The following is a 15,940-nucleotide window of genomic DNA, read 5'->3' as shown; positions in this document are numbered from 1 at the left end:
AGGAGAACTGCCATGGCCGGCTCAGGAAAATGGTTGCTCACGTGACTGCGCCTACTCTTACCCCTGAGCACATCAAGAATCTCCCCAACTGGCTCCGAGAAATCGATGTGGCACTCGCCGCAAATCCCCAGGTTGCGATTACCGGCAATCTGCGCGATTTTGTAATACTCCCGCGCCCGGGCACTCCACATCCACGATTTGCAACTGTCATCGAGGCATTGAGCACCCTGTTGTCGATCGCCGGCCACTCATGCCAGATCACTTTCGACATCGTCAGCGGAGCACGCGTACTACACGACAACGAAAGCGGCAGCGCTGCAGCTGTACTGTCGCAGCTGGATCGGAAGGCCTCTGCCCCCGGAACGAGCCAGCTTCCCGCACTTCAACAACTCCTTGAATCAGTTGCCGTCTCCGAACGACCGATGTGTCTCGTCATCGACAACGCCTCCCGCCTGACGCCTGGACCCGACTTCAGTGATCCTGAGTTTCATCGTGTCCTGGTAGTAGCAGAGAAACTGTTGTCCACCGCGCGCCGGAATCCAGTTCCGGGGCCACACATCACGCCGCTGTACAACACGGTCTTCTGGCTTGTCGACCAAGAAAACGATCTACCGCATTGGTTAGTCGCCACAGATGCGGTCCGGGTCGTGTCCATCCCCGCACCTACATTTGGTCAGCGTCGGACAGCAGTGACCAGCCTTGTTCCTTCCCTACCTGGAGGTGTCGACCTAGATCCAACTGCCCGTGAAGCCGTAATCGACAGTTACGCCGCACAAACCAACGGATTGACTCTGCGGTCCATCACCGAGGTCAACCGACTCGCAATCGATCGTCGAATCGCGGCCACGTCGATCGAGGACGCAATCCGCACTTTCCGGGTAGGGGTGCCCGACAATCCCTGGCAAGATCCCGCGCTCAAACAGCGAATTCGTGAGGGTGCCAAGTATCTCGGGAGCAGAGTTCTCGGTCAGCAGGCGCCGATTCGGAAAACGGTTGACATCCTGATTCGATCGACGACCGGCCTGACCGGCGCACAAGGGTCAGGCGACAGCTCCCGTCCGCAAGGCATTCTGTTCTTTGCAGGCCCGACCGGGGTAGGAAAAACGGAGCTCGCGAAGTCGATGGCCGAGTTGGTATTCGGACGCAAGGATGCGTTCATTCGCTTCGACATGAGCGAGTTCTCATCCGAGCATGCCGAAGCCCGGCTGATCGGCGCACCACCAGGGTACGTCGGCTATAACACCGGGGGCGAACTCACGAATGCCGTGCGGCACAATCCCTTCAGCCTGCTCCTATTCGACGAAATCGAGAAGGCGCATCCGAGGATCCTCGACAAATTCCTACAGATTCTCGAGGACGGCCGACTGACCGACGGAAACGGCTCGACCGTGTACTTCTCCGAAGCGTTGATCGTCTTCACGTCGAACCTAGGTGTCTACCGGACCGACAGTCAGGGCGAACGGGTACCCGTCGTCTCCCGAGGTCGGCCATATACCGAGATCGAGTCGACCATCAGAGCTGCTGTCTCCGAGCACTTCACAAAAGACATCGGCAGACCTGAACTACTGAACCGCATCGGCGACAATATTGTGGTCTTCGACTTCATCTCACCGAGAACAGCAGAAGATCTGGTGCCGATGTTCGTCGACAACGTCACGCGGCGCGTGCACAGCATCAGTGGGACACACATCTCGGTGGCCGACTCCGTAATTCAGCAACTCGTCGAATCAGCTTGTGAAAGACTGGATTTCGGCGGTCGTGGGGTCGGAACAATTGTCGAGACAATGCTAGTCAACCCCCTCTCTCGCGCTCTGTTCGAGATGGATATTTCCACAGCCCACGCCACGGTCACCGCGATCACACAAGATTCCACCGGATGGATGGTGACACTGTCGTGACGACGATGCTGCTTTCGCGCCTTCACTATCCGGTAACCAGTCTCGGTTTCGGACGGCGCGCCGGCATCTGGGTCCAAGGTTGTACCGTGCACTGCCGCGGCTGTGTGTCCCGCGATACCTGGCCGGCTGACGAAGCGATGCGCGTTGAAATCGACAGCGTACTGGACTGGTTGAGGGAGCTCGATGACGTCGACGGGATTACGGTCTCGGGCGGTGAACCGACAGATCAGCCCGATGCACTTCGGATACTGCTCAACGGGATCGAGATGTGGCGCGCGACCCGCGCCAATGATGTGGACGTGCTGCTCTACTCCGGCCGTACAACCGATGAACTCGCTCAGTCCCTACCCTGGTTGAGCAAAGCGGTCGATGTTGTGGTCAGCGGTCCGTACATTCGTGAACTAGCTTCCGACAGTGCATTACGCGGATCGTCGAACCAAGTCGTCGAAGTCTGTTCGAAATTGGGCGCCATGCGATATCCGGCGGAAAGCCGTGAAGAAACGTACGCCGATCAGCGTCGGGAAATCGGAGTTCACGTGGACGAACACACAATATGGATGGTTGGAATTCCATTGCAGAATGACATGACGCGTTTGCGTGGGGCACTCGCGGACCGCGGCGTCACTCTCGATCGCACCTCGTGGCTGTCATGACAACCGACCTCGTCACCTGCGGGTGCAATGCGGTTGCCGATCGTTCTGTGTTCGCGCAGTGCCCGGGTTGCGGTATGGACCTGTGGGATCTCGTAGCACCGACCGAACCGACGTCTCAGGATACGCACGAGTCGGAATCTGCGATGTCCCCAAGAACTGTCATCGACCGTCCGAGCACTCGGCGTCGCGTCGGCCATGTTGTCATCGGGAGTCGCGACACGCTCGACATCACCGCAGACGACGTACTGCTGTTGGGCCGAGATGACGACTATCCGCAAGCAGCGATATTCGCGCAATACCCGAATCTCTCACGACGACACGGTATTTTGCGATTCGACGGTAGCTGCTTCCATGTTACGGACACCGGATCGGCAAACGGCATCTTCATCGAAGGGGTTCGAATCAACCCTCAAACCGAATACGAGGTCCGACCCGGTCAAGTTGTACGCCTGGCCGCTGACGTAAGCCTCGACCTGCAGATCGACTGAATTTTCGTACCACCTCGAGGAGGACCCAGGATGAACAACAACGTGGTGGCACAGGCTCTCCTGTTGGATGCGACACTCCCACGCGCCGAGGAAGAGGTACGGGAACGGCAGGCCGCCCAGGACGCGGCGGAAATTCAACAAACGGCGGATCGACTACAGGCCGAAGCCGCCGCAGAACAGGCAAGACGCACTTCCGCCGCGCAGCGCAGCCGCAGGATCGACGGTACAGCTGTACGGCTGGGCGCCCTGGCCGCAATGAGCATCGTTATACCTTGGGCAATAGGACATTTCGTGTTACGCGGCCGAATCTTCTCGGAGGACCCGGGGGTTTTCGAGCCTGAGATCCGGGCACTCCTGCCGTACTTCTGGGCGGAGTTGGTAGCCGGTTGGTCTGTGATCGCGTTGATCGTCGGAGCCGTTCTCGTATGCCGCCCCTGGACGGCGCGAGTGGCGTTCGGATCAGTCGGTGTTGTGCTGCTCATCGGCGGAATTTGGGCTCTCAACACGGGGAAATCTCTCTTCGCCGGCGCCGAGGAGGACTCGATAGCCAAGCTGTCCTCGACAGCATTTCCCTTCACCCAAAGATATCTCGAGTGTGGCCATGCACTGGAATTGACTGTCCGCGCACCCGAGGGGACGACTGTCCCGGACCAGCTGTGGCAGATGTATCTGGGATCGGACAAGGGATACACAGGCGAAGGGTGCAACCGTGTCTCCGTCTACAAAGGATGGATCTATATGGGTTACCTATCCCTCACTGACGGTGACGAATTCGATGACTCGTCTGATGCCCGTTGGACATACGTCGGCGCCAATGATGAGGTTCTCGCGTCCAACTCGTGGGTGCAGAATCACGACCCAGCAGAAGTGTGGCTCAACGTTCGCACCGAATGGGGGCGCACCGTCTCGACAAATCTATTGGACGCGGGGAACAATGGATTGGCCATTCGCTGAGAACCTCACTGACCGAATCCCCGTCTGATCGAAGCGAACCAACCGGACGTCTCACGCGCCGCTACTGATTGCTCGACTCGCTTTGCCACCGACGCGATGTACTTTCGGGCAACCGCATCGTCCGACGCCGCGATCAACAGCGCATTGGCAGTGAGTCCGGCTCGCTCGTCGGAAGAAATCGAAACCCTCGCAGACCTGGCCTGATCGTCCGCCTGCTCGACCATGTCATGCCAGTTCGCATCAATCATCCTGTATCTTCCACGCTCCGCGGAAGAACCGTCGATGCCCGCAAGAATATGGGTCTCGAATAGTCGGCTCACGACCGTCACCGTGCTGGCTGACTGAGCTAACTTCCGTAAATCTCCAGGAGTGGAGATCGGATGATCGCGATACGTCAAAGTAGCGGCCGGCGCTAGCTGAGATACGAAGTAGACCGCAATCTCGTCGGGTCCCCACAGGTCGCTGTACGTTCGCAACTCCGCATAACTGGCCCTCGTCTTCACCTCGTCCTTCAGCCACGCCAGCAATACTTGCGCTCGACGACCACTGACGGCACGTGCGGCAGCTTTGGGATCTGCGGCCATTGCCTCCCCCAATTCGCGAGGGTCTCGAAACTCCCCGACACCGGCGAGTGCAAAAGGCGGTATGGAATGCTGATTCTCCTGGGTTGTGCCGGTACCGAATTCCGAATCGGGAACCTTTGATACGTCGATTAGTCGATGCACCTTCGGTGCACCACCTCCGCACCATTCGCCGACTTCCCGCATCGACCAACGGAATTCACGGTCACGGGTGAGCAATCCGGCAAGCAGAAGCTGCCACCGCTTCTTCTCGTGCTCGGTGAACGGCAATTCATTGATCTCACCCAATGCGATGTCTCGCACGGTGAGTTCGTTCTCGATCCGATCGTCGCTGATCCAATGCCCGTCCGACCGTTGAAAGTAGTTGCGCCCAACAATGATTTGGTACATCGTCATGCCAACACTCCACCAGTCGTCGGCCTGGGTGTAGTACCGCATCGCACCAGGAGCGCTGTAAGCGAGAGTTCCCTTTCCCGTGTTCGACAGCCTGGACCGTCCGGCGAGGTCGACGCTCAGGCCGAAGTCTGTGAGAACCAAATCCAAGGGCCGATCGGTACGCACCAGGATGTTCTTCGGGTTGATGTCGCCGTGTACCAATTTCATGCCCGTGTCAGGCCCTTGCATTCCGTGCAGCGCCCCGGCCAACTCCCTCAGAATGTCGACCGCATCTCCGTGAGTGATCTTGCCCGAGTGTCGGTTCATGTGATCTTCGAGTGTCCCGAGAGCACAGAACTCCATCACTTCGTAAGAGACACCATCGTCCTGTCCACGGGCGAATACCTGGACCGTGTGTTCGGCTCGGAATCGATCACGATATGCGGCAGAACCGAAATCTGTTCTGTAGGTCGGAGGATGCTGGAACATCTTGATCGCGACTTGATTGCCGACGGTATCCGTGCACAGCCACACCGTCGCCTCGCCCCCGCGGCCCAGTTCGCGAACGATACTGTATCTCTGCGCGAGAGTTGTTGGCAGGTTCTCGCGAATGTAGTTTGAGGGCTGCGCAATTGGAGTTGCACCGTCAAGCCTGGTGGCAGGTGCGGGAACTCGTCCGCCGTCAAGACGCGTCACATCAGCCATGCATTTCTCCGTTCGCGGTGCGCTTGTGCGCGGTGATTCGCGCCAAGGTGATGTTGTCCCCTCCGCCGCCGGACAGGGCCAGATCTCGGAGTTCACAGAGGATGTTGTTCGAATCGCCTGCCATCAACCGCTCTATGTCGAGTTCGTCGGCGTAATCGTCAAGACCGTCGGTGCACAGCAGTAGCCCAGGTTTGCCCGGTATTCGGCATTCGAAGAACGCGGGCTCGAGGACCACCCGACGCCCACCTCCGAGCGCTTGAGTGAGTGCATTCGTATCAGCTGATCGGTGATCAACGGTCAACTGACCTAGGTAGTCACCATCCATGCAGTAAACACGAGAATCTCCGACGTTGAATACCAACGCACTTCCGTCGGGGAACACCACCACCCCAGCAACCGTGCAACCCATGCCCCGCAGATACGGCTGTTGATCGGACAGATCGTTAATGGAATCCGATGTTCGCTGCACCAACACCCGAACTGCCTCACGCGCGCTCTGTGCATCCGCAATGTGATCGAAATAGCCTGGAGTGGTGAGCATTTCACAGGCAAGTCGGCTGGCTTCCTCACCTGCTGCGTGACCGCCCATGCCATCGCATACGACAAGCGTCACAGGTGCGGTCACGAGCACGTCGGTTTCCCACACCGTTGGGCTCATACCCCGGAGCGACCAGCCGAGCCAGCCGATACCGTCCTCGTTGTTCGTGCGCACCGCACCATGATGCGTCAGCCCGGAAACTCGCACGGCCACCACTTCCGTCACAGCCCTGTCTCCCGGACTTGCGCACGAGTCGATCTACGCGCGGTTCGGATTCCTTCCCCATGAGGTTCGACAACGCGAACAAGCGACACCGGGAGAACACCAGCCGGGATTCTGCGGACCCGCCCCGGCGACACACCACGGCGTTCGAGTGCTCCCAACATCGGATCGAGGTCGCCACACAGCGCTTGATCGGCGGCCGTATCCGCCGCTTTGTCGTTACGGTCTGCGAAACCGATCGAGTGCAGGTCGACCTCCCCTTCGGATACTCGGGCGCGAACTCCATGAGTTGTCGAGCCGGCGCGACTCAACACCACGCTGTCCGGACCACCACCGTCAACTTCGGTGGTGACGTATCCCAGTTCCTCGAGTGACTCTCGTACCGCTTCGAGCACGTACTGGCGCTCCACTTCTGCCGTGACGCGGGCAGTCGCCGCATCTACGAGATTCGTCACTGCGTCCAGAATCGCAGCAGCGGAACGTTGACACTCGATCTCGTTGGCTGCCTGCGCCAAAAGGCCGCCGACTGCTGCGGCATCCTGCAAAGCAGCCGCCTTCACTCGCAGCGCGTCGAGCCGAGAATTATCCGCACCGACCCGATTCGTGATGGCGTTCCGTTCGGAAATCTGCGCATCAAGTTCGTCGAGGAGCATCGGGGCACGATCCAGCGGTGCCGTCACGACAGCCACTGCAAAATCTTCGATTTCGGATGCCGGTTCGACAAGTCGACCGAGACGGCGGGACACCTGATCCGACAGCCGCTTACGACGCTCGGCAGCAGTGCAATCCGACGCATTCCTCGAGGTATCGACAGACTTGTCAGCGTCGACCGGTCTCGCCACTCGCGCCGCTTCCTCGACTGCCGCGAGGTCCGTTAGAACGGCTTCCAGATCGTGATCGAACCGTCGTGATCGATTCTCCCGCACCTTCGCGTCCAACTGCCGATTCGACTGATTCACTTCATGTTCGAGCTGATCCGCGAGAGCTTCCATCTGCGCGGTGTCGTCGGCAGCCACCGTCGGAATCGCTACTGCGAGGATGGGAAGATCGTGTGCGTGGCAACGTGCCGACAAGCGAATCGCCGCAGATTCGATCTGCCGCCATCGTGCAAGTAACTGTCGGCTTCGCTGCTCCTCGGCAAGACGACGCGCCACTTTCGGGTCAACTCGGTACTGAATTCCCTTCGGACCGCTCATCGAATTCCTCACCGCGCATGAAACCGCTGACCAAAACAACGCAACGAGATATTTTTGCACTGAAAATGGTCCCGTGTCTGTCGCGTGATCGACCGACAAGCCACCTGGGCTGAATTGCTTCTGAAACGTCCCCGCGGGGACGATATTTCAGGCAAGAAGTGACGGAGCGTGAGCACAGCGGTCATGACGGAGGGATACAACGTTGGACGATCCACCCGAAGAGGCATACGGGCGAGTGACGAACCCGGAACGGTTTGCTCCGTTGATACCGGCTGCCGAAGAGTTGATCAGCGATCTCGCACGCAGGTTCGACGTGACGATTTCCCGCGGTCCGGCGGCACCGTCGAAGTCCAAGACCGTCGCGACGTTGGAGTCTGTACAGATAACTCCAGTTCACGTGGACCAGGCACCGCTCGCGATCACCTTCACCTCGTTTCCCGGGTTGTATCTCGACGTCGGTGCGTGGCAGCACATCGCGCTCCCCGCATGCGGATGCGACGCGTGCGATGAGGATGCCGAAGACGTTGCGCGGGAACTGGCAAACTACGCCGAAGCTCTTACCACCGGGCAGCTGTCCGAACGCATCACGGGCAGCATCCCACCGGTCCTCGAACATTCCTGGGAAGGCAATGACTGGGGGCGTAGCGGCAAAACACCTCTGTCCAAGGAGCGAGCCGCTGAACTTCGGGCCGCACCGGTGCAACCGCCGCAGGATGGCCACTGGAAACCATGGTCGACGACACTGCCCTCCTGACGACACTGCCCTCCTAGACTGAAAACTCAGACGCGAAAGACAGGAGGCTGAGGTGGCCGATAAAGCTGAGGTGGCCGATACGACAGTGGCCGAGGTAATCGCCGAACTGGCCGCACTCGAGGATCCGAAAGCCCGCGCGGTGAACGAGAAGCACGGCGACGATCACGGCGTGAACCTCAGCAAATTGCGCGCCATCGCGAAGCGACTGAAGACGCAGCAGAAACTCGCACAACAGCTTTGGAAGACGGAGGACACCGCAGCGCGCCTGCTGGCGATCCTGATCTGCCGTCCGAAGGCGTTCGACCGCGACGAGTTGGACGCCATGTTGCGGGAGGCCCGCACTCCCAAGGTTCACGACTGGCTCGTGAACTATGTAGTGAAGAAGAACCCGCACTCCGAGGAACTGCGCCTCGCCTGGTCAGGCGATTCGGATCCAGTGGTCGCGAGCGCCGGTTGGGCACTGACCACCGAGCGCGTGGCGAAGAAACCCGAGGGCCTCGACCTAGCGCGTCTGCTCGACGTCATCGAGGCGGAGATGAAGGACGCCCCCGATCGCTTGCAGTGGGCGATGAACCACACCCTGGCTCAGATCGGGATCGAGCACGCCGAGTACCGGGCGCGGGCAATCGACATCGGTGAACGACTGCGGGTACTCGAGGATTACCCGACTCCCCCGAACTGCACATCTCCGTTTGCACCCATCTGGATCAACGAGATGGTCCGACGACAGAACAACGCGTAATTTCCGGACTACCTCAACCAACAAAAAACGAGGCCACAAACTCGAAAGAGTTTGTGGCCTCGTCTGTGGTGGGCGAAGGGGGACTTGAACCCCCACGTCCCTAAGGACACTGGCACCTGAAGCCAGCGCGTCTGCCATTCCGCCACTCGCCCGAGCAACGTCGAAACATTATCACGACAACATTTGAAACTTCTATTCGTACTGGTCACGGCATGAAACGAAGAACACAGGGTACTTCAGTGGGAGGAACCGATATCATGCAGGAACCAGAGGCAGATACTGCCGAACAGCCGTTTGACAGTACCGTGGAACCTGACAGTAGTTCGAACGACACGCGAGTGGGCGATGCCGGCGCTAGTTGCCGAGCATTTTTCCACCGGGAAATGCGAAGCGAGAGGAGACCCCGATGGGCATCGTTCAGCGTTTTGAGCGAAAGCTTCAAGGAGCTGTCGGCGACGCATTCGCACGTGTCTTCGGCGGCGGCGTCGTACCGCAAGAAGTAGAGGCTGCGCTCCAACAGGAAGCGCGCGACCGCGTCGAGCACCTCGGCGGCGGAATTCTCCTTGCCCCCAACCACTATGTGATCACGATCAACAATTCGGATCACGAGGAGTTGGCGGCCGACCGCGACCTCACTATCAAGGCTTTCAGCCGGCATCTGCAGGATTTCATCCGAGATCAGGGCTGGCAGACGTATGGCGATATTTCGGTGACTTTCGAGCCCTCGCCTACATTGCATACCGGTCAGTTCCGCACCCGCGGCACTGTCGACCCGGACGACGATGCCGATCAGGCATCGCCCCGGTCCAATGTTCCGCAGGTATCGTCTCGACCGCCACAATCACCTGCACCTATTGTTCCCCCTGTTTCGAATCCAGTCCCGTCACAACCAGGAGCCGGCACCATGACGCAGAACTCAGGCTACGAGTCCAGCCGCGAACCGGCTGGTCGCCAGCCCGATCAGCAGCCGGCGCGCAACGGATACTCACACGACGACGGCAACTACCCGGCACCACGGGGCCAGGAAGCGCCGCCGCAGAACGGGTACGACCGCGGCGACGGTTACCGCACCGGTGACGATCAGCCGCAGCAGGCGCCCTACGACCAGGGCGGGTACAACCAGCAGGGCTACCAGCAGCAGCCGTACAACAACAACCAGCAGGCGTACCAAGGCAGCTACGACCAGCAGGGTTACCAGCAGCAGCAGCCGTACGACGCTCAGCAGGGCGGCTACCAGCAGCCTGCCTACGATCAGCAGTCCTACGACCAGGGCGGTTACAACCAGCAGGCGTACCAGGGTGGTTACGACCAGCAGGGTTACCAGCAGCAGCCGTACGACGCCCAGTCTTACGATCAGGGCAGCTACGAACAGCAGGGTTACCAGCAGCAGCCGTACGACGCTCAGTCTTACGATCAGGGCAGCTACGACCAGCAGGCATACAACAATCAGGGCGGCAACTACGACCAGACACAGTCGTACGCCCAGCAGGGTTACAACCAGGGTGGTTACGCGCCCGCAGCCCCGCAGGCTGCTGTGACGGCAACCCTCCAGCTCGAGGACGGCAGTGGACGCCACTTCCAGCTCCGCGATGGCAGCAACATCATCGGCCGCGGCCAGGAAGCACAGTTCCGCCTTCCCGACACCGGTGTTTCACGTCGTCACATCGACATCCGCTGGGACGGCCGGACGGCAATGCTGTCCGATCTCGGTTCCACGAACGGCACCACAGTTAACGGGGCGCCGGTTCAGGACTGGCAACTCGCCGACGGCGACATCATTCGCGCTGGTCACTCCGAGATCTTGGTCCGTATCCTCTGAGTGTGACGAAGGTTGCTGGCGAATATTCCGATAACAATCGAACATAGGGCGGTCCGTCGGCGCGCCTCCGGCACTCCATGTCAGTATCGTGATCTTTCGGGGCCCCGTGCCCCATATGATGCTGCCAGTCGACAACGCTCGAACCCTTGCTGCGGCGGGGATCGAGCCATAGAAGGAGGTGGACAGCCGTGCAGGGCCTGATTCTGCAACTCACACGGGCAGGCTTTCTGCTCCTCTTGTGGCTGTTCGTCTGGGCAGTCCTGCGCACGCTGCGGTCGGATATCTACGCCGGCTCCGGAGTGCGTGTTCCTCAGCGGTACACACGCGCCGGGAAAGTCCTCCCCTCCCTCGGTAAAACGAAGGTGCCTCGCTATCTGGTCGTCACACAGGGCGCTCTCGCCGGCACTCGCATCACGTTGGGTTCGCAACCCGTCATGATCGGTCGCGCCGACGATTCCACGCTGGTCCTGACCGATGACTACGCGTCGACGCGCCATGCGCGGCTCTCCCAACGCGGGGCCGACTGGTACGTCGAAGATCTTGGTTCCACCAACGGCACTTACCTGGACCGCGCCAAGGTCACCACGGCTGTGCGGGTCCCGTTGGGTACCCCGGTCCGTGTCGGCAAGACGGTAATCGAGTTACGCCCGTGACCCTTGTTCTCCGCTACGCGGCGCGCAGCGACCGTGGTCTGGTGCGCTCCAACAACGAAGATTCCGTGTACGCGGGCGCTCGCCTCCTGGCTCTGGCCGACGGTATGGGCGGCCACGCGGCCGGTGAAGTTGCGTCGCAGCTGATGATCGCGGCACTTGCCCATCTCGACGACGACGAGCCCGGCGAGGATCTGCTCGGCAAGCTAGAGGCGGCAACGCGTGAGGGCAACGACTCCATTGCCGATCATGTCGAGGAAGAACCTGAACTCGACGGCATGGGGACAACGCTCACCGCGATTCTCTTCTCGGGCAGCAAGCTCGGCCTGGTGCATATCGGTGACTCGCGCGCGTATCTGCTGCGCGACAACCATCTGACGCAGATCACCCGCGACGACACTTTTGTTCAGTCCTTGGTCGACGAGGGCCGGATCACTGCAGAGCAGGCACACACTCACCCGCAGCGGTCGCTGATCATGCGCGCGCTGACGGGCAACGAGATCGAGCCGACGCTCACCATGCGCGAAGCCCGCGCCGGCGATCGTTATCTCCTGTGCTCCGACGGATTGTCCGACGTGGTCAGCGACGAAACCATCGAGAACACGATGCGCGAGGGCTCGCAGGAAGAGTGCGCGGACCGACTCATCGAGTTGGCCCTGCGCAGCGGCGGTCCGGACAACGTCACCGTCGTCGTGGCCGACGTCATCGACCTCGATTACGGACAGTCACGTCCCATCGTCGCGGGCGCCGCGTCCACCGAGGAAGAAGAGTTCACTCCTCCTCCCAATACCGCTGCCGGACGCGCTGCCGCTATGCGTCCACCGCGCGCGACACCCAAACGTGTTGTTTCCCAGCCTGAACCCGAGCCGAAGAAGAAGCGGAACCGGTTGTGGTGGGTGGTTATCGCCGTTGTGCTGCTCGCGGTGATCGGAGTTGGCGCCGTCATCGGACGCACCGTTATCCGCAACAACTACTACGTCGGAGCCGACGAGGGCCGCGTCACGGTGCTGCGCGGAATTCCCGGTTCAGTCCTCGGTTACTCGCTGCAGGAAGCTGACCTGATCGGGTGCGTCGGCGACGACGACGTCCTGACGCTTGTCTCCCCGAACGAGATCCCGAGCGATTGCAACGTCCTCGAGGTGACCGATCTGCAACCGTCGGCGCAGGAACAGGTCAGGGCCGGGCTGCCGTCTGGCAATCGTACGGACGCGCAGAGCCAGATGATCCGGCTCATCGGCGGCGACCTTCTGCCTCGTTGTGAATCGATTCCGTCCACCACGACTTCGGCGACTCCGACGCCGCCGCCGGTGGGAACAGCGGTGGTTCCGACTACCGAAGCGCCGCCGCCACCGGTAGAGCCTGTGCCTCCCGTGGCAACAACCACCACTCCGACACCGGCACCGACCCCGACCGGAATTCCCGGTCAGACTTGCAGGACGGTCAACTGATGTCGTCCAACGCCACTGCTGGGACGGCTTTTCCGAGCCCGCCCGGAGGTTTTGCTCCGGCGCCGGTCCAGTCCACTCGGCGCAACATGGAACTGATGCTGCTCGGGTTTGCCGTCATCATCACCACGGTGTCACTGCTGCTGGTGGAGGCAAGCCAGGAGCAGAAGATCACTCTGGATCTGGCGAAGTACGCGCTCGCGTACACGGGTCTGTTCCTGATTGCACACTTGGCGATCAGGCGATATGCGCCGTACGCGGATCCGTTGCTGTTGCCGATCGTGGCATTGCTCAACGGCCTCGGCCTGGTCCTGATTCACCGTCTGGACCTGGCCGACCAACAGACTGCGCTGTACAACGGCGTCGAAGCGCCATCGCCGGACGCTAACCAGCAGGTCATGTGGACGGCCCTGGCGATTGCGGGTTTTGTTCTGCTGCTGGTGTTCTTGAGGGACTACCGGTTGATGGCCCGGTTCAGCTACACGCTGGGTCTGGCCGGACTGGTGTTTTTGGCGATCCCGGCAATCCTGCCGGCGAAGTTCTCGAGTGTGAACGGCGCGAAGATCTGGATTCGTCTGCCCGGATTCAGCATTCAGCCTGGTGAGTTCGCCAAGATCCTGCTGATCATCTTCTTTGCGTCGGTCCTGGTTGCCAAGCGCGATCTGTTCACCACGGCCGGCAAGCACTTCCTCGGCATGGACTTTCCGCGTGCCCGCGATCTCGGTCCGATCCTGCTCGCCTGGATCGTGTCCGTCGGGGTGCTCGTGTTCGAGACCGACCTCGGTACGTCGTTGCTGCTGTTCAGCACGGTGCTGGTGATGCTGTACATCGCCACCGAGCGCGTGGGGTGGCTCGTGATCGGTGGCGGACTGCTCGCCATCGGATTCTTCTTCGCCTACAAGATGTTCGGCCACGTCCGCGTGCGCGTCGACACCTGGCTGGACCCGCTCGGCGACTACGCCAACACCGGTTATCAGATTTCACAGTCGCTGTTCGGCCTGGCCACGGGCGGTATCGCCGGTACAGGCTTGGGCAGTGGCCGGCCCAATCAGGTGCCGTTCGCCAAGACCGACTTCATCATCGCGACCATCGGCGAAGAGTTGGGGCTCATCGGCCTCGCTGCTGTCTTGATGTTGTTCCTGATCCTGATCGTTCGTGGCCTGCGCACGGCACTGGCCGTGCGTGACAGCTTCGGCAAGCTGCTTGCCGCCGGCTTGTCGTTCACCATCGCGATCCAGATCTTTGTCGTCGTCGGCGGCGTCACCAAGCTGATTCCGCTCACAGGTTTGACGACGCCATTCATGTCGTACGGCGGTTCGTCGCTTCTCGCGAACTACCTCCTGATGGCCATCCTCATCCGAATCTCCGACGCGGCCCGCGCGCCGGTAGTTGCCAAGAAGAAGGGTCCGCCCCCTATCGCCGACGCCAATACCGAGATGATGCCGCGCGTATGAACATTCCCCTACGCCGCGTCGCGATGGCCGTCATGTTGATGGTTGTCGCACTCCTCGCCAACGCGACTTACGTTCAGGTCATCAAAGCCGATGACCTGCGGGCCGACCCCCGCAACTCGCGGGTGCTGCTCGACGAGTACTCACGCCAGCGCGGTCAGATCTCCGCTGCCGGTCAGGTACTGGCCTCATCCAGCATCACCGAGGATCGGTACAAGTACCTGCGCGAATACCCCAATCCGTACCCGTACGCGCCGGTGACCGGCTTCTACTCGATGCAGTACGGCAGCACCGGCCTCGAGCGCACCGAAGATCCGATCCTCAACGGTTCGGACAACCGGTTGTTCAGCCAGCGATTCTTCGATCTGGTGTCCGGTCGCGATCCGCGCGGCGGAAACGTCGTGACAACTCTCAATCCGGCAATGCAGCAGGTTGCCTACGACCAGTTGACCAGCAAGGGCTACACCGGTTCCGTCGTTGCGATCGAGCCGAGCACCGGCCGAATCCTGAGCATGGTGAGCACACCGAGCTACGACCCGAACCTGCTTGCGGGCCACGACGGCGCCGAGACGACAAAAGCGTGGGACGAACTGAACGCTGACCCAGCCGATCCGTTGGTGAACCGGGCTATTTCCCAGACCTACCCGCCCGGCTCGACGTTCAAGGTGATCACCACCTCGGCTGCGCTCACGAACGGTGCTACCCCGGAGGATCAGTTGACTGCGGCGCCGCAGATCACGCTGCCCGGAACCAGCACCACGCTCGAGAACTACAACGGAAGCACCTGCGGATCCAATCCGACGGCGTCGCTGCGTGACGCGTTTGCGCGTTCCTGCAACACCGCATTCGTCGAGCTGGGTATCAAGGACGGCGCCGACGCCATCAAGGACGAGGCCAAGGCATTCGGCATCGGCCCCAACACTCCCGCCATCCCGTTGTCGGTCGCAGACAGCACCGTCGGCGACATCCCCGATGACGCGGCCCTCGGACAGACCAGTATCGGTCAACGCGACGTCGCTGTGACGCCGCTCGAGAATGCCGTGATCGCCGCTACCGTCGCCAACGGTGGTGTGCGGATGGCTCCCAATCTGATTTCCCAACTGCAGGCACCGGACCTGACCGAGCTCAGTGCACCGGCCCCGGTATCGATGGGCCAGGCGATTTCACCGACGGTGGCGGCAACTCTGACCGATCTGATGATCGGCTCGGAGAACTTCACCGGCGGCGAGGGCAAGATCCCCGGCGTCCAGATCGCATCCAAGACAGGCACCGCCGAGCATGGCGTGAATCCGCGCGAAACACCGCCGCATGCCTGGTACATCGCGTTTGCACCGGCTCAGAATCCGACGGTTGCAGTCGCCGTCATCGTCGAGAACGGTGGCGACCGCGGACTTGCCGCTACCGGTGGCTCGGTGGCTGCACCGATCGGTCGAGCAGTTATCGCAGCCGGAATACAAGGGGGCTGAACC

14 protein-coding genes and 1 tRNA gene are annotated in these 15,940 nt (G+C 60.8%); 11 read left to right on the top strand and 4 right to left on the bottom strand.

Annotation, left to right across the window (positions count from 1 at the left end; translation table 11 throughout):
* Positions 1-41: 41 nt before the first annotated feature.
* Genes KYT97_RS19730 through KYT97_RS19715 form a run of 4 tightly spaced genes read left to right on the top strand, consistent with a single transcriptional unit; the run spans position 42 to position 3,993 of the window.
* Positions 42-1,898 carry an AAA family ATPase gene (locus tag KYT97_RS19730; RefSeq protein ID WP_239654665.1) on the top strand — a complete coding sequence of 619 codons (1,857 nt, stop codon included), beginning with the start codon at positions 42-44 and terminating at the stop codon, positions 1,896-1,898.
* Positions 1,877-2,551 carry a 4Fe-4S single cluster domain-containing protein gene (locus tag KYT97_RS19725; protein ID WP_045066125.1) on the top strand — a complete coding sequence of 225 codons (675 nt, stop codon included), beginning with the start codon at positions 1,877-1,879 and terminating at the stop codon, positions 2,549-2,551. Before KYT97_RS19730 ends, KYT97_RS19725 begins: the two co-directional genes overlap by 22 nt.
* On the top strand, positions 2,548-3,039 hold the full coding sequence (locus tag KYT97_RS19720; protein WP_106939723.1) for an FHA domain-containing protein: 492 nt from the start codon (positions 2,548-2,550) through the stop codon (positions 3,037-3,039). Before KYT97_RS19725 ends, KYT97_RS19720 begins: the two co-directional genes overlap by 4 nt.
* A gap of 30 nt (positions 3,040-3,069) precedes the next feature.
* The gene (locus tag KYT97_RS19715; RefSeq protein ID WP_045066120.1) at positions 3,070-3,993 is read left to right on the top strand and encodes a hypothetical protein; all 924 of its coding nucleotides are present in this window, start codon (positions 3,070-3,072) and stop codon (positions 3,991-3,993) included.
* A gap of 5 nt (positions 3,994-3,998) precedes the next feature.
* On the opposite strand, the gene KYT97_RS19710 is transcribed toward KYT97_RS19715, so the two are convergent.
* Genes KYT97_RS19710 through KYT97_RS19700 form a run of 3 tightly spaced genes read right to left on the bottom strand, consistent with a single transcriptional unit; the run spans position 3,999 to position 7,610 of the window.
* Positions 3,999-5,654: a serine/threonine-protein kinase gene (locus KYT97_RS19710; RefSeq protein WP_045066118.1), complete on the bottom strand. Its 1,656-nt coding sequence runs from the start codon at positions 5,652-5,654 to the stop codon at positions 3,999-4,001.
* Complete coding sequence (locus tag KYT97_RS19705; protein WP_239654664.1) at positions 5,647-6,417, bottom strand: PP2C family protein-serine/threonine phosphatase; 771 nt, start codon at positions 6,415-6,417, stop codon at positions 5,647-5,649. The genes KYT97_RS19710 and KYT97_RS19705 overlap by 8 nt, the downstream gene beginning before the upstream one ends.
* Entirely contained in the window at positions 6,414-7,610 is a 1,197-nt protein-coding gene (locus KYT97_RS19700) for a hypothetical protein (protein ID WP_045066117.1), read from the bottom strand. The genes KYT97_RS19705 and KYT97_RS19700 overlap by 4 nt, the downstream gene beginning before the upstream one ends.
* A 202-nt stretch (positions 7,611-7,812) precedes the next feature.
* Here KYT97_RS19700 and KYT97_RS19695 point away from each other — a divergent pair, with 202 nt between their 5' ends.
* Together KYT97_RS19695 and KYT97_RS19690 are read left to right on the top strand one after the other, a co-directional pair.
* Positions 7,813-8,364: a DUF6226 family protein gene (locus KYT97_RS19695; protein WP_181317473.1), complete on the top strand. Its 552-nt coding sequence runs from the start codon at positions 7,813-7,815 to the stop codon at positions 8,362-8,364.
* 70 nt (positions 8,365-8,434) lie between these two features.
* The gene (locus KYT97_RS19690) at positions 8,435-9,106 is read left to right on the top strand and encodes a DNA alkylation repair protein (protein WP_084702695.1); all 672 of its coding nucleotides are present in this window, start codon (positions 8,435-8,437) and stop codon (positions 9,104-9,106) included.
* Positions 9,107-9,172: 66 nt separating this feature from the next.
* Here KYT97_RS19690 and KYT97_RS19685 read toward each other — a convergent pair.
* Positions 9,173-9,258: transfer RNA gene (locus KYT97_RS19685), tRNA-Leu, on the bottom strand.
* A gap of 254 nt (positions 9,259-9,512) precedes the next feature.
* Between KYT97_RS19685 and KYT97_RS19680 the strand changes: the two genes are divergently transcribed.
* The 5 genes from KYT97_RS19680 (at position 9,513) to KYT97_RS19660 (ending at position 15,937) form a co-directional block, all read left to right on the top strand.
* The gene (locus tag KYT97_RS19680) at positions 9,513-10,925 is read left to right on the top strand and encodes an FHA domain-containing protein (RefSeq protein WP_219110502.1); all 1,413 of its coding nucleotides are present in this window, start codon (positions 9,513-9,515) and stop codon (positions 10,923-10,925) included.
* Positions 10,926-11,113: 188 nt separating this feature from the next.
* On the top strand, positions 11,114-11,578 hold the full coding sequence (locus KYT97_RS19675; RefSeq protein WP_033235336.1) for an FHA domain-containing protein FhaB/FipA: 465 nt from the start codon (positions 11,114-11,116) through the stop codon (positions 11,576-11,578).
* Positions 11,575-13,023 carry a PP2C family protein-serine/threonine phosphatase gene (locus KYT97_RS19670; RefSeq protein WP_172937735.1) on the top strand — a complete coding sequence of 483 codons (1,449 nt, stop codon included), beginning with the start codon at positions 11,575-11,577 and terminating at the stop codon, positions 13,021-13,023. The genes KYT97_RS19675 and KYT97_RS19670 overlap by 4 nt, the downstream gene beginning before the upstream one ends.
* Complete coding sequence (locus KYT97_RS19665; protein ID WP_033235334.1) at positions 13,023-14,474, top strand: FtsW/RodA/SpoVE family cell cycle protein; 1,452 nt, start codon at positions 13,023-13,025, stop codon at positions 14,472-14,474. The genes KYT97_RS19670 and KYT97_RS19665 overlap by 1 nt, the downstream gene beginning before the upstream one ends.
* On the top strand, positions 14,471-15,937 hold the full coding sequence (locus tag KYT97_RS19660; protein WP_033235333.1) for a peptidoglycan D,D-transpeptidase FtsI family protein: 1,467 nt from the start codon (positions 14,471-14,473) through the stop codon (positions 15,935-15,937). The genes KYT97_RS19665 and KYT97_RS19660 overlap by 4 nt, the downstream gene beginning before the upstream one ends.
* Positions 15,938-15,940: the final 3 nt, after the last annotated feature.

The sequence above is a fragment of the Rhodococcus globerulus genome, from assembly GCF_019334125.1.
Taxonomy (GTDB): Bacteria; Actinomycetota; Actinomycetes; order Mycobacteriales; family Mycobacteriaceae; genus Rhodococcus_F; species Rhodococcus_F globerula.
The sequence above is the reverse complement of the archived record's forward strand: the minus strand, read 5'-3'. Positions and strand labels throughout refer to the sequence as shown.